The sequence below is a fragment of the Streptomyces sp. NPDC002138 genome (assembly GCF_040296485.1).
Taxonomy (GTDB): domain Bacteria; phylum Actinomycetota; class Actinomycetes; order Streptomycetales; family Streptomycetaceae; genus Streptomyces.
Map to the genome: position 1 here is coordinate 26,559 of NZ_JBEOXE010000034.1, position 13,756 is coordinate 40,314.

The following is a 13,756-nucleotide window of genomic DNA, read 5'->3' on the forward strand; positions in this document are numbered from 1 at the left end:
CGGGCCGACTGAAATGGCTGAGGTGGCTGGGGGCGGGTCCATATGGTGGACCGGGTGGGGGGTTGTACCTGTGTTGTATCTATGCTGTGCGCATGTCATCCGTCACCCTCGCGCCCACGGCCGCCGAACGCGTCTACCAGCACGTCAAGAACGGCGTGCTCGAGCGCCGCTACGAAGGCGGGACGCTTCTCACCGAGGGGGAGCTCGCCGACGCGGTCGGGGTGTCGCGCACGCCCGTGCGCGAGGCGCTGCTGCGGCTGGAGACGGAGGGACTGATCAAGCTCTACCCGAAGAAGGGCGCGCTGGTCCTGGCCGTCTCCGCGCAGGAGATCGCGGACGTCGTCGAGACCCGGCTGCTGGTCGAGGAGTTCACCGTCCGGCGGGCCGTCCCGGCGCCCCCGGCCCTGCTGGAGCGCCTCGAGGACCTGATCGAGGAGCAGCGCCGGCACGCCGGCACCGGCGACCTCGCCGCGCTGATCGCCGCCGACCGCTGCTTCCACGCCGAGATCGTCCGCAGCGCCGGCAACCAGATCCTGTCCCGGCTCTACGACCAGCTGCGCGACCGGCAGCTGCGCATGGGCGTCGCGCTGCTGCACGCGCACCCCGAACGGATCGCGAAGACCCTCGCCGAACACACCGAGATCCTCGACGCGCTGCGCGCGGGGGACGCCGAGAGCGCGGCCGCGGCGGTACGCGGCCACGTCGGGCGGGTCGCGGCCCTGGTCCGGGGTGACGCGCGATGAGCGCTCCGGACCCGGCCCAGCAGCCGGCCCCGCCGCAGCTTCCGCACGTACCGAAGGACCCGCCGGGCGGCCGCCGTGCCGTCTTCGTCTGGTCCATCGGCGTCGCCGTCTACTTCGTCGCCGTCATCTTCCGCACCAGCCTCGGCGTCGCCGGTCTGGACGCCGCCGACCGTTTCCACGTGAACGCCTCGGCGCTGTCCACCTTCTCGCTGCTCCAGCTGCTCGTGTACGCGGGCATGCAGATACCCGTCGGCCTGCTGGTGGACCGGCTCGGCACGAAGAAGGTGCTCACGCTCGGCGCGGTCCTCTTCACCGCCGGACAGATCGGCTTCGCGCTCTCCCCGTCCTACGGGACGGCGCTCGCCGCGCGCGCCCTGCTGGGCTGCGGCGATGCGATGACCTTCATCTCCGTACTGCGGCTGGGCACCCGCTGGTTCCCCGCGCGGCGGGCGCCGCTGATGGCGCAGCTCGCCGGGCTGGTGGGCATGGCGGGCAACCTCGTCTCCACGCTGGTGCTGGCGCCCGTACTGCACGGGGTGGGCTGGGTCCCGGCCTTCGCGGGCAGCGCGGTGGCGGGGCTGGTGGTGCTGGTTCCGCTGGTGCTGTTCCTGCGCGACCACCCCGAGGGGCACGCGCCGCCGCCGGTGGTGCGGGGCGAGGGGGGCTACGTACGCCGCCAGATCGCGGAGTCCTGGCGTGAGCCGGGGACGCGGCTCGGGCTGTGGGTGCACTTCACGACGCAGTTCCCGGCGATGGTGTTCCTGCTGCTGTGGGGGATGCCGTTCCTGATCGAGGCGCAGGGGCTGTCGCGGAGCGGTGCGGGTGGGCTGCTGACGCTGATCGTGGTCGCGAACATGGGGTTCGGGCTGCTGTACGGGCAGCTGGTGGGGCGTCGGCAGTCCGCGCGGATTCCGCTGGCGCTCGGCACGGTGGGGGTGACGGCGCTGCTGTGGGGGGCGGTGCTGGTGTATCCGGGGGAGCGGGCGCCGATGTGGCTGCTGGTGGCGTTGTGCGTGGTGCTGGGGACGTGTGGGCCGGCGTCGATGATCGGGTTCGACTTCGCGCGGCCGGCGAATCCGGCCGCGCGGCAGGGGACGGCCTCCGGGATCACCAACATGGGGGGTTTCATCGCGTCGATGACGACCTTGTTGGTGGTGGGGGTGCTGCTGGATGTGACCGGGGAGGATTTCCGGATCGCGTTCTCGTCCGTGTTCGTGCTGGAGGTTGTGGGGGTTTCGCAGATTCTGCGGTTGCGGGGGCGGGCGTTGGGGCGGGAGCGGGAGCGGGGGCTTGGGGTCGGGGTGGCGGCCGCCGGCTCCGGCCTGGCCGCCGGCTCCGCCCCGGTCCCGGCTCCGGCTTCGGCTTCGGCTCCGGCTTCGGCTTCGGCGGAGGTCTGACGGGCGTTCCGCCGGCGAGGCCGAGTTCGCCCGGGTCCCGTAGCCGCCCCCGCTACGGGGTTACCGCGAAGTGGGACAGGATCGCTTCCGCCAGGTCCGGGTCGCCTTCCACCTTGACGCGGTCCGCCAAGGGCCGCCAGCGGCCGCGGCCCGCGGCCAGGCGGACGTACGTTTCCCAGTCCATCGTCAGGGTCACCGCCGGGCCCAGCGACGGGGCGCTGTCGATCGTGCCGCGGCCTTCGGCGTCCATCCGGACCGTCCGCATGAATTCCAGGGCCCCGTGCACATCCAGGACGACCGCCGACCCGGCCGGGGCGCCCGCGCCCTTCGCGACGACCTTCGGCAGGCCCGCCAGCAGCAGGTCCCGGGCCACCACCGCGCCGGGCGAGTCCCAGTTGCCCGGTACGCCGAGCGCGGCCCGCAGGTCCTGTTCGTGGATCCACACGTCGAAGGCCCGCAGCCGCAGCGCCAGCTCCAGCGTCGTCTGCTCGCCCAGCGGTCCGCGCACCAGCGTGGTGGCCGGATCCCGCTTCTCGTTGCGCAGCTGCCGCATCCGGCGGATGACGGTGTACTCCAGCTCCGAGGTCATCTCGGGGGCGGTGTGGTGGCGCCGTATGTCCACCTGCACCTCCATGTACCGGGTGAACTCATCCACCACGTGGCGCAGGTCGCGCGGCAGCGTGTGGATCGGGCGCGGGTCGCCGAGCTGCTCACATTCGATGCCGATGATGTGTGACACGACGTCACGGACCGACCAGCCGGGGCACGGGGTCGCCCGGTTCCACTCGGCCTCCGCCAACGGAAGGACCAGCTCGGATATCGCCTCGATGGAGTGGGTCCACGCATCGACATAGGGCTGAAGGCTGGGATGGACGGTCAACGGGACCCCTCGCGTGCTGTTCAGTGGCGCGTTGTGGACTGGTTGGCGACGGCGTTCTCAAAGTTACGCTGCCTGTGAGCACCCCGGCAGTGCTTTCGTGTGACGATCGTAGGCCCCGAGTTGACGGCTTGAATGCCAGAACGGTGGTAGTGTGCGCGCCTCCCTGATCCAAATCGCGGTGAACGAGGGCGAGTCGGTGGTTTCCCGACGCGCCCGAGTGGCGGACCTCGTCCGTGAACAGAGCGGCTCCGACCTGGTGGTGCTGCCGGAGCTGTGGGGCGTGGGCGCCTTCTCGTACGAGCAGTTCGAGACGGAGGCCGAGCCGCTGGACGGCCCCACCTACGAGGTGATGTCGAAGGCGGCGCGCGACGCCGGGGTCTGGCTGCACGCGGGCTCGGTCGTGGAACGCGCCGGTGACGGCTCCCTCTACAACACCACCCTCGTGCTGTCCCCCGAGGGCGAGCTGGCGGCCACCTACCGCAAGATCCACCGCTTCGGTTTCGACCAGGGCGAGGCCGTGCTGATGGCGGCGGGCGGCTCCCTGACCACCGTCACCCTGCCGCAGACCGTGCTCGGCATCGCCACCTGCTACGACCTGCGCTTCCCGGAGCTCTTCCGCGGCCTGGTCGACGCGGGCGCGCAGACCCTGGTGGTCGCCGCGGGCTGGCCCGCCCGCCGCCGCGCGCACTGGACCCTGCTGAACCGGGCGCGCGCCGTCGAGGACCAGGCGTACGTCCTCGCCTGCTGCACCGCCGGGACGCACGCCGGGGTCGAGCAGGCGGGACACAGCCTGGTGGTGGACCCGTGGGGCGAGGTGATCGCCGAGGCGGGCCCGGGCGAGCAGGTGCTGACCGTGGACATCGACCCGGCGAAGGTCGCGGAGACCCGGGAGCAGTTCCCGGCGCTCAAGGACCGGATGCTCGGCATCCGGCCCCCGGCCCAGGGCTCCTGGGCCACGGCGTAGCCGCCGCCCGGTGGGTGAGCGCCGGCCGCGCCCCGGCCCTCACCCGCCCCGGCCCTGACCCGCCCCGGCCCTCGCCCGCCTCGCTCCGCGCCCGCGGCCCTCACCCGTCCCGCTCACGCTCACGCTCCTCGTTCCGTTCCTCGTCCCGCTCCTCGCGCTCCTTCTCCGCCATCCGGATCACGCACACCGCCACCGCCAGCAGCAGCGCCGCGTCCACCTCCTCCCGGATGACGTCCACGGCGTACGTCTCGCGGATCCGGTACCACTGGCGCGAGATCAGCGACAGCAGCTCGCCCTCGTACTCGACCTTGAACTCGCGGTCCAGGATCCGCCCGCTGACGTCCAGCTCGGTCCCCTCCGACAGCGTCACGCGGTAGTGGTTGCGCAGCAGCGAGAACCGCTTCTTGCGGATGACGGCGAGCTTCTGCCCGTCCCGTTCGAGGGTCATCGCGTCGCGGAAGCTGAACATCTTCTCCCGCAGCGTGATCAGGATCCGGCCGTCCGGGTCCTTGAGCTCCAGGGTGTCGCGGACGCGCAGCGCCTTGCCGTCGACCAGGAAGGCGTGCCGACCCGCCTCGTCCTCGACCCAGTAGTCGTCGCCGATGCCCAGCACTTTGTCCCGAACCAGGTATTTCATACCGTCATCGCTGCCCGCGATAGGTTGCCGCCATGCCTCTGCTCTATGTGACCGACCTGGCGTACCCGGCGCGCGGCCGCCGCTACGGCGACGAGGACGTCTTCCTCACCTCGCGGCTGCGGGAGGACTTCACCCTGGCGCTGTGCCACCCGCTCGACGCGCAGGCCCTGATGCCCGCCTTCGACGCCGTGATCGTCCGCAACAGCGGGCCCGTCCTGCACCACCAGGAGGCTTACGACGCCTTCCGCGCCCGGGCCCTCGCCACCGGCACCCGGGTCTACAACCCGCTCACCGGCCGCGCCGACATGGCGGGCAAGCAGTACCTCCTGGACCTCACCCGGGCCGATTATCCGGTGATACCCACGGTCGACGACCCGGCCGACCTGCACCTCCTGCCGCAGGTGGCCGAGTACGCCGTCAAACCCCGCCAGGGCGCCGACTCGATCGGCCTGGCCTTCACCGCCGACCCGGCCGCGTACCTGGCGCGCGAGGGGGCGGCCCCGGGGGCGCTGCTGGTCCAGCCGCGGATCGACTTCGCGTACGAGGTGTCGTTCTATTTCGTCGACGACGCCTTCCAGTACGCCCTGTACGCGCCCGACCCGGCCCGCCGCTGGGAACTGGAGCCGTACGAGCCCACCCCCGCCGACCTGGACTTCGCCCGCGCCTTCATCGGCTGGAACACCCTCTCCCACGGCATCCAGCGGGTCGACGCCTGCCGCGCCCCGTCGGGCGCACTCCTCCTGGTCGAGCTGGAGGACCTCAACCCGTACCTCTCCCTCGACCTGCTCCCGGAGCCCGTCCGTGACGCCTTCGTGACGGCCCTGAAGGCCTCGCTCCGGTCCTTCCTGGGCTGATGGCACCTACCTGCGAGGACGTATCGGCATCCTCGATTTCTGGATTTCCTGAACCAATGTGAGCACTCTCGCTAGCGTGGGGAAGGTGCACCAACACACAACTGCTGACCTGTACTTGCGCCTGTCCCTGGATCGGGACGGCAAGACGGCGATCGACCGCCAGGAAGCCGACTGCCGCGCATGGGCGGAGCGCAACGGACTGACCGTCCGCAAGATCCACATCGACCGTGGACGTTCCGGTTACAAGAACGTCAGCCGCAAGGGGTTCGATGCAGCGATCACAGCAGCCACGGCCGGCGTCGTGGGCATTCTGATCGTCTGGAAGCTCGACCGCCTGTCCCGCAAGGGCATCGGCGAGGTCGGCAAGGCGCTGGACGACATAGGCCGGGTCGGCGGACGGCTGGTTTCCGTCATGGACGGCCTCGACACGAAGAACGACAGCGCCCGCGTCACCATCGCGATGCTGGCGGAACTGGCGCGCAACGAGTCCCGCAACCTTGGGGTGCGCGTCGGCAACGCCAAGCGGTACCTACGGCAGCGGGGCCAGTGGATCGGCGGACAGCCGCCTTACGGGCTGCTGGTGGACCCGGAGGCGAAGAAGCTCGTCCACGACCCCGAGACCGCCGTTTACGCCCGCCTGATCGCCGACGAAGCGCTGTCCGGGAGGGCGCTCGTCCACATCGCCCGGCTGCTGAACGAGCACGGGGTGGAGTCCGCCCGCGGAGGCGAGTGGAACTCGTCCAGCGTCATGCAACTCCTTCGTTCACCGGCCTTCGCCGGTCTCATGCCGCAGACCGAGTACGAGGAGCAGCCGGACGGGACACGCAAGTACATGAACCGGGTCTCTCCCTACCGAGACCCGGAGACGCTGGAGACCGTGAGCATCGGTGAGGGGATCATCACGGTCGGGGAGCGCGAACTCATCCTCCGCCAGCTTGAAGCGCGCACGTTCCCTTTGGCGGGTAAGCGGCACGGCCACAAGCAAGGGAAGTCCTTGCTCACCGGCATAGCGCGTTGTGGGCTCTGTGGGGCACGGATGAGTAAGGCCGGCACGTCGTACCAGTGCTCCAGCCACCGGATGGGGCGAGGATGCTCCGGCGTCTCGGCTCGGGTGGAGAGCATCGACGACTACGTGACCCGGGCGTTCCTCTCGCGCCTGCCTTCCCTGGAGCCTCAGGACCCGCTGCTCGCCGTGATCGCCGATCGCTGGGTACAGAGGGAGGAACCCGAGGTTTTCGCGAAGCGGGACGCGATCGAGGCGGAGATCGCGGACGAGGGGGCCCGTCTGGCGGACCTGGAGGAGGCCAGGTACGTCCGTGGCGAGTTCACCGGCGCAGACGCGATCGACCGGTACAACCGGCTCGCCGGACGCCTTCGTACCCGGATCGAGGGGCTGCGCGCGGACCTACTGCGGATGCCGACCCCTTCCGTGGACATCTCTCCTCTCCTGGATGCGGGCCTGCTACGTGAGGCTTGGGAAGCCGACGATGCGGCCGGAAGGCGTGAACGTCTTGGCCTCGCAATCGATCGAGTGGAGGTTCGGCGAGGCAGGGTGGGCGTGAGGTTCGATGGCGACGAGCGCTGCCGGATCGTCTGGGCGACGAGAAGCGGTGCTGAGGAGGAGTCAGCGGGTGACGAAGTGACGGAATGACGGTCGAAGTTCATTACCTCCCTAAGAGATGTTCTGAGTCTCTATGGATGGAATAGAACCAAACGTCATTCGGTCACTTCGTCACTGGGGCGGCCCGAGCGTCGGCGCGAAGTTGCGCTGTGGTCACCATCCCGACCCCGGCCCCAGCTCGGAAGGCGCACACCGCCGTCCGCTGATGACATCCGGGCGTGGTGCCAGGCGTGTGGCGCGGGAGGTCGCCGTGGTGGAGCGGATCCCATGGCTGCGCGGGGCAACGGCGTCGTACGGTTGTGATCCGGTGTTCATGGGTCAATGGCAAGCTTGAAACATGAACGAAGCTGCCCCGGCGCCCACCCCCGCGCCCGCGCCCCGCCGTGCCCGTGTCCGTGCCCCCGAGCTGATCGGCAAGGGTGGCTGGATCAATACCGGCGGGAAGGACCTGAAGCTCGCCGACTTCCGAGGTCGCACATTGATCTTGGATTTTTGGACCTTCTGCTGCATCAACTGCCTGCACGTCCTGGACGAGCTGCGCGAGCTGGAGGAGAAGCACCGGGACACCGTCGTGATCATCGGCGTGCACTCGCCGAAGTTCGTGCACGAGGCCGAGCACCAGGCCGTCGTCGACGCCGTCGAGCGTTACGGGGTGCACCACCCCGTCCTCGACGATCCCGAGCTGGCCACCTGGAAGCAGTACGCCGTCCGCGCCTGGCCCACGCTCGTCGTGATCGACCCCGAGGGGTACATCGTCGGGCAGCACGCGGGCGAGGGCCACGCGCACGCCATCGCGCGCCTCGTCGAGGAGCTGGAGGCGGAGCACGCGGAGAAGGGGACGCTGCGGCGCGGGGACGGGCCGTACGTGGCTCCGGAGCCGGTCGCCACCGACCTGCGCTTCCCGGGCAAGGCGCTCGTGCTGCCCTCAGGGAACGTCCTGGTGTCCGACTCGACCCGGCACCAGCTGGTGGAGCTGGCCGCCGACGGCGAGAGCGTCGTGCGCCGGATCGGCAGCGGCGAGCGCGGCTTCGGGCCGGACGCCTTCAGCGAGCCGCAGGGCCTCGCGCTGCTGCCCGACGGCCGGGTCGTGGTAGCGGACACCGTCAACCACGCGCTGCGCGTCCTCGACCCGGCCACGGGGGCCGTGGAGACCGTCGCCGGTACGGGCCGCCAGTGGTGGCAGGGCTCGCCGACCGCCGGGCCCGCGCGCGAGGTGGACCTGTCCTCGCCGTGGGACGTGGCCTGGTGGCGGGGGCGGGTGTGGATCGCCATGGCCGGTGTGCACCAGCTGTGGACCTGGGACCCGGAGACCGACACCGTCGGGGTGGCGGCCGGCACCACCAACGAGGGGCTGGTCGACGGGCCCGCCGCCGAGGCCTGGTTCGCGCAGCCCTCGGGGCTCGCGGCGGCCGGGGAGCGGCTGTGGATCGCCGACTCCGAGACGAGTGCGCTGCGGTACGTGGAGCCCGCGGCGGACGGGGCGGGGTATCTGATCAAGACCGCGGTCGGCAGTGGGCTGTTCGACTTCGGGCACCGGGACGGGGCGGCGGAGCAGGCCCTGCTCCAGCACCCGCTCGGGGTCACCGCCCTGCCGGACGGCTCGGTGGCGGTCTGCGACACCTACAACCACGCCCTGCGCCGCTACGACCCCGCGAGCGGGGAGGTCAGCACCCTGGCCACCGATCTGCGGGAGCCCAGCGACGCCGTGCTGGTCGGGGAGGACATCCTGGTCGTGGAGTCCGCGCGGCACCGGCTGACCCGGCTGCGGCTGCCGGAGGAGGCCGTCCGCGTCGAGTCGGTCGCGCACCGGACGCGGCGGGCGGCCACCGAGGTCGCGCCGGGCACGCTCCGGCTGGACGTGGTCTTCCAGGCCCCGGCCGGGCAGAAGCTGGACGACCGCTACGGGCCCTCCACCCGGCTCCAGGTCTCCTCCACCCCGCCGGAGCTGCTGGCGGAGGGGGCGGGGCAGGGTACGGACCTGTTCCGGGAGCTGGTCCTGGCCGACGGGGTCGCCGAGGGCGTGCTGCACGTGTCTGCGATGGCGGCGTCCTGTGACGACGATCCGGCGAACGAGTACCCCGCCTGCCACATGCACCAGCAGGACTGGGGCGTGCCGGTCCGGGTCACCCCGGGCGGCGCCACCCGCCTCCCCCTGGTCCTGGCGGGCCTGGACGCCTGACCCGCTGCGCCTCGCCGGGGGGCGTCCTCCAGGCGGGCCACATCCAGCCTCGCCGGGGGGCGTCCTCCGGGCGGGCCACATCCAGCCTCGCCGGCGGTCGCGCTCCGGGCGGGCCATTCTCAGCCTCGCCGGCGTTTGAGGCGCCCCCGGAGGGGACGGATGTGGGTCCGGACCGGTAGGCGCCTGCGGCTGGCTCTGCCCTCCGGGGGCGCCTCAAACGCCGGCGAGGCTGAATCGCGCCCCCGGCGAGGCTGAATCGGCCTCGCGCCCCCGGCCAGGCCGGATTGGCTAGCCCTCCAGGAAGGAGACCAGGGCGTTGGCCAGGAGGTAGGGGTCGTCGGCGCCGCACAGTTCGCGCGCGCTGTGCATCGAGAGGATCGCGACACCGATGTCGACGGTCTGGATGCCGTGCCGCGCGGCCGTGATCGGCCCGATCGTCGTCCCGCACGGCATCGAGTTGTTCGACACGAAGCTCTGCCACGGCACGCCCGCCCGCTCACACGCCGCCGCGAACACCGCCCGCCCGCTGCCGTCCGTCGCGTACCGCTGGTTGACGTTGACCTTGAGGATCGGGCCGCCGTTGGCGCGCGGGTGGTGCGTCGGGTCGTGCCGCTCGCCGTAGTTGGGGTGCACCGCGTGCCCCGTGTCCGAGGACAGGCAGATGGTGCCCGCGAAGGCACGGGCGCGGTCCTCGTAGCTGCCGCCGCGGGAGAAGACTGAACGTTCCAGCACGTTGCCCAGCAGCGGCCCGTCCGCGCCCGTGTCCGACTGCGAGCCGTTCTCCTCGTGGTCGAAGGCGGCCAGCACCGGGATGTGGTCCAGCTGCCCGGAGGCGGATACGGCGGCCAGGGCGGCGATGCCCGCGTGCACCGACAGCAGGTTGTCCATGCGCGGACCGGCCAGCAGCTCGCGGTCGCGGCCCAGGTAGGCCGGCGGCTCGATCGAGTGGACCATCAGGTCCCAGCCGGCCACCGAGCCCTGCGGCAGGCCCTCTTCCTCCTCGAGGAACGCGATCAGATCGCCCTCGTGCGCCTCGCCCAGGCCCCAGATCGGCTGCATGTGCCGCTGCTTGTCCAGCTTGAGGCCGTCGCTGTTGACCGACCGGTCCAGGTGGACGGCGAGTTGGGGCACCCGCAGCAGCGCCCGGTCGATGTTGACCAGCCGCTCGGTGCCGTCGCGCAGGGTGAGCCGTCCGGCCAGGCCCAGGTCACGGTCGAGCCAGGTGTTGAGCAGGGTGCCGCCGTAGACCTCGACGGCGATCTGCCGCCAGCCCTGTGAGCCGGTGTCAGGCAGCGGCTTGACGCGGAGGTTGGGGGAGTCGGTGTGCGCGCCGACGATCCGGTACGGCGTGTGCGCGGCCGCGCCCTCGGGGACGTACCAGGCGATGAGCGCGCCGCCGCGGAGTACGAACTTGCCCCCCGCGCTCGAGTCCCAGGCGTCCGTTTCCGACAGCTGCCTGAAGCCGGCCTTTTCCAGCCGCTCGCCCGCGTTGGCGACGGCGTGGTACGGCGAGGGGCTCGCCGCCAGGTAGGTCATCAGATCGTCGGTGTGGCCGCGGTCGAAGCGGGCGGGAGAGCTCATGTGGTTCACCTTAACGACGGTCGTGTTCGTCATGGCCGGGCTGTGGCGGATAGCCGACGGACAGCCGGAGAACGAGGGCGCGGTGCTGTGAACTGCGATCCCGGTCGGCTCAGCCCGGCGGACGCTCGAAGCGGCGCTGCAGCTGCCTGCGCTCGCCCCGGCGGATGCGCGGGAGCATCTCCGGGGTCTGCGCGGAGCGCTGCGCGCGCCTCTTGCGTCCGGCGCAGAAGATACAGGCCTCGCCGGGCGGAGCGTCGGGATCCATCGGCGCGCCGGGATGTTCGGAGCATCCCGAGGCGTTGCGCGGGCGGGAGAGTTCGCGGGCCACGATGAAGGCCCGGTGCAGGTCGTCGGCGATCCGGACGAATTCCTCGGCCGGGGATCCGATCGTCAAGTGGAAGCGCGATTCGTCGAGCGTACGGAGGTACCGGCGGAGCCTGTCCAGCGTGTACGGCGGCTCCGGCACGGGGTAGCCGAGCCGGCGCTGCTCGCCCGCGGGAGCCGGCGCGGGCGCCCCGCCCCGGCCGCGCAGGCCCATCCGGCGCCGGTCGTTGCAGAGCAGGCAGCGGCCCCAGCCTTCGGGGGCCTCCGGGTCCAGCGCGCCGTTGGGGTGTTCGGGGCAGCCGGTGTAGCTCTTGGAGGGAGCCAGCGCCGAGGCGGTCTGGAAGGCGGTGTAGAGGGCGTCGGCGATGCCGTCGTACTCGGCGGGGTGCGCGCCCTCGTAGAGGTCCTGGACGCGGTCTCCGACGGTGCCCAGCTTCGCCTGCAGCTCCTTGAGGGCGTACGGCCGCCCGGTCGGGACGGAGTACCCCCTGCTGTGCTGCTCCTGTGCGCTCATGCCTACGAGCGTCCCACGAACCGCCGACAACCGGTGCACGCGGTCGGCCGGACCCCCGCTGAGCAGGAGTCCGGCCGGCGCGCGTACACCGCGTACGTCTGTGGTGCCCTGGGGGCGGTGTCCTAGAAGGCGGCCTCGTCGAGGTCCATCAGGCTGTTGTCGACGGCCTCGGCGAGCTGGCGCTGGACCGCGACGCCCGGCAGGACCTGACCGGCGAAGAACTTCGCCGCGGCGATCTTGCCCTGGTAGAAGGCGACGTCCTTGGCGGAGGCGGTCGGGAGCTTCTCGGCGGCCACGGCCGCGCCCTTGAGCAGCAGGTATCCGACGATCACGTCGCCGGAGGCCATCAGCAGGCGGGTGGTGTTCTGGCCCACCTTGTAGATGTTGCGGACGTCCTCGCCGGTGGCGGTGAGGTCCGTGACCATCTGGCCGACGATCGCTTCGAGGTCCACGGCGGCCTTGGCCAGCGCGTCGCGGGCGCCCGCCAGCTCTTCGCCGCCGACGGCCTCGGCGAGGAACTTCTTGATCGTCTCGGTCAGGACGTTCAGCGAGGCGCCCTGGTCGCGGACGATCTTGCGGAAGAAGAAGTCCTGGCCCTGGATCGCCGTGGTGCCCTCGTAGAGGGTGTCGATCTTGGCGTCGCGGATGTACTGCTCGATCGGGTACTCCTGCAGGTAGCCGGAGCCACCGAAGGTCTGCAGGGACTGGGCGAGCTGCTCGTAGGACTTCTCCGAGCCGTAGCCCTTCACGACCGGCAGGAGCAGGTCGTTCAGGCCGATGAGGGAGGAGGCGTCCTCGCCCGCGGCCTGCTTGACCTGGATCTCGTCCTGGACGGAGGCGGTGTACAGGACCAGGGCGCGCATGCCCTCGGCGTACGCCTTCTGCGTCATGAGCGAGCGGCGGACGTCGGGGTGGTGCGTGATGGTGACCTTGGGCGCGGTCTTGTCCATGAAGTTGGCCAGGTCCGGACCCTGCACGCGCTCCTTGGCGTACTCCAGGGCGTTCAGGTAGCCGGTGGAGAGCGTGGCGATGGCCTTCGTGCCGACCATCATCCGGGCGAACTCGATGATCATGAACATCTGGCGGATGCCGTCGTGCTTGTCACCGATCAGCCAGCCCTTGGCGGGGTGCTGGTCGCCGAAGGTCATCTCGCACGTGTTGGAGGCCTTGAGGCCCATCTTGTGCTCGACGTTCGTCGCGTAGACGCCGTTGCGCTCGCCCAGCTCGCCGGTCTCCCAGTCGAAGTGGAACTTCGGGACCAGGAAGAGCGACAGGCCCTTGGTGCCCGGGCCGTGGCCCTCGGGGCGCGCGAGGACGTAGTGGAGGATGTTCTCCTCCATGTCGTGCTCGCCCGAGGTGATGAAGCGCTTGACGCCCTCGATGTGCCAGGAGCCGTCCGCCTGCTCGATCGCCTTGGTGCGGCCGGCGCCGACGTCCGAACCCGCGTCGGGCTCGGTGAGGACCATGGTGGAGCCCCAGCGCTTCTCGACCGCGATCTGGGCGACCTTCTTCTGCGCCTCGTTGCCCTCCTCGTGGAGGATGCCGGCGAACGCCGGGCCGGAGGAGTACATCCAGACGGCCGGGTTCGAGCCGAGCAGCAGCTCCGCGTAACCCCAGATGAGCGAGCGCGGGGAGGTGGTGCCGCCGATCTCCTCGGGCAGGCCCAGACGCCAGTACTCGGAGTCCATGAAGGCGTCGTAGCTCTTCTTGAAGGACGCCGGGACGGGCGCGGTGTTGGTCGCCGGGTCGAAGACCGGCGGGTTGCGGTCGGCGTCGGTGAAGGACTCCGCCAGCTCGTTCTCGGCGAGGCGGGTCAGCTCGGACAGGACGCTCTTCGCGGTCTCGGTGTCCATCTCCCCGAACGGGCCGGTGCCGTACAGCTTGTCGCGGCCGAGCACCTCGAACAGGTTGAACTCGATGTCGCGCAGATTCGACTTGTAGTGCCCCATGGCTACGGCTCCGTCTTAAGGATCGGGGAGAGAAGGTTCCTCGTACTTACCAATCGGTAATGTCATGATGCTACCCGCGGGTAATAAGAATCAACCCTTGCTCGACGACTGTG

Annotated in this window: 11 protein-coding genes; 6 read left to right on the forward strand and 5 right to left on the reverse strand. The window is 70.8% G+C overall.

Going from position 1 to position 13,756, the window contains the following annotated elements; genetic code table 11:
• Window positions 1–92: 92 nt before the first annotated feature.
• The gene (locus tag ABT084_RS22210) at window positions 93–743 is read left to right on the forward strand and encodes a GntR family transcriptional regulator (protein WP_351046545.1); all 651 of its coding nucleotides are present in this window, start codon (window positions 93–95) and stop codon (window positions 741–743) included.
• Entirely contained in the window at window positions 740–2,140 is a 1,401-nt protein-coding gene (locus ABT084_RS22215; protein ID WP_351046548.1) for an MFS transporter, read from the forward strand. The genes ABT084_RS22210 and ABT084_RS22215 overlap by 4 nt, the downstream gene beginning before the upstream one ends.
• A 52-nt stretch (window positions 2,141–2,192) precedes the next feature.
• Here ABT084_RS22215 and ABT084_RS22220 read toward each other — a convergent pair whose 3' ends face one another.
• Entirely contained in the window at window positions 2,193–3,020 is an 828-nt protein-coding gene (locus ABT084_RS22220; protein ID WP_351046551.1) for a maleylpyruvate isomerase family mycothiol-dependent enzyme, read from the reverse strand.
• A gap of 151 nt (window positions 3,021–3,171) precedes the next feature.
• Here ABT084_RS22220 and ABT084_RS22225 point away from each other — a divergent pair, with 151 nt between their 5' ends.
• Window positions 3,172–3,984: a carbon-nitrogen family hydrolase gene (locus tag ABT084_RS22225; RefSeq protein ID WP_351046554.1), complete on the forward strand. Its 813-nt coding sequence runs from the start codon at window positions 3,172–3,174 to the stop codon at window positions 3,982–3,984.
• Window positions 3,985–4,084: 100 nt separating this feature from the next.
• On the opposite strand, the gene ABT084_RS22230 is transcribed toward ABT084_RS22225, so the two are convergent.
• On the reverse strand, window positions 4,085–4,621 hold the full coding sequence (locus tag ABT084_RS22230; protein WP_351046556.1) for an LURP-one-related/scramblase family protein: 537 nt from the start codon (window positions 4,619–4,621) through the stop codon (window positions 4,085–4,087).
• 32 nt (window positions 4,622–4,653) lie between these two features.
• Here ABT084_RS22230 and ABT084_RS22235 point away from each other — a divergent pair, with 32 nt between their 5' ends.
• The 3 genes from ABT084_RS22235 to ABT084_RS22245 all read left to right on the forward strand — a co-directional run bounded on the left by ABT084_RS22235 (window position 4,654) and on the right by ABT084_RS22245 (window position 9,275).
• Entirely contained in the window at window positions 4,654–5,475 is an 822-nt protein-coding gene (locus tag ABT084_RS22235) for an ATP-grasp domain-containing protein (RefSeq protein WP_351046558.1), read from the forward strand.
• A 76-nt stretch (window positions 5,476–5,551) separates the two neighbouring features.
• Window positions 5,552–7,126: a recombinase family protein gene (locus tag ABT084_RS22240; RefSeq protein ID WP_351046561.1), complete on the forward strand. Its 1,575-nt coding sequence runs from the start codon at window positions 5,552–5,554 to the stop codon at window positions 7,124–7,126.
• Window positions 7,127–7,433: 307 nt separating this feature from the next.
• Window positions 7,434–9,275, forward strand: coding sequence for an NHL domain-containing thioredoxin family protein (locus tag ABT084_RS22245; protein WP_351046564.1), 1,842 nt, complete (start codon window positions 7,434–7,436; stop codon window positions 9,273–9,275).
• Between the two features lie 288 nt (window positions 9,276–9,563).
• On the opposite strand, the gene ABT084_RS22250 is transcribed toward ABT084_RS22245, so the two are convergent.
• The 3 genes from ABT084_RS22250 to ABT084_RS22260 all read right to left on the reverse strand — a co-directional run bounded on the left by ABT084_RS22250 (window position 9,564) and on the right by ABT084_RS22260 (window position 13,643).
• Window positions 9,564–10,856: a M18 family aminopeptidase gene (locus ABT084_RS22250; protein ID WP_351046567.1), complete on the reverse strand. Its 1,293-nt coding sequence runs from the start codon at window positions 10,854–10,856 to the stop codon at window positions 9,564–9,566.
• A 109-nt stretch (window positions 10,857–10,965) separates the two neighbouring features.
• Window positions 10,966–11,694 (reverse strand): hypothetical protein, encoded by a 729-nt coding sequence (locus tag ABT084_RS22255; RefSeq protein ID WP_351046570.1) that lies wholly within the window; start codon window positions 11,692–11,694, stop codon window positions 10,966–10,968.
• A gap of 122 nt (window positions 11,695–11,816) precedes the next feature.
• A complete protein-coding gene (locus tag ABT084_RS22260) occupies window positions 11,817–13,643 on the reverse strand; it encodes an acyl-CoA dehydrogenase (RefSeq protein ID WP_351046573.1) in 1,827 nt (608 codons plus the stop codon).
• Window positions 13,644–13,756 lie beyond the last annotated feature (113 nt).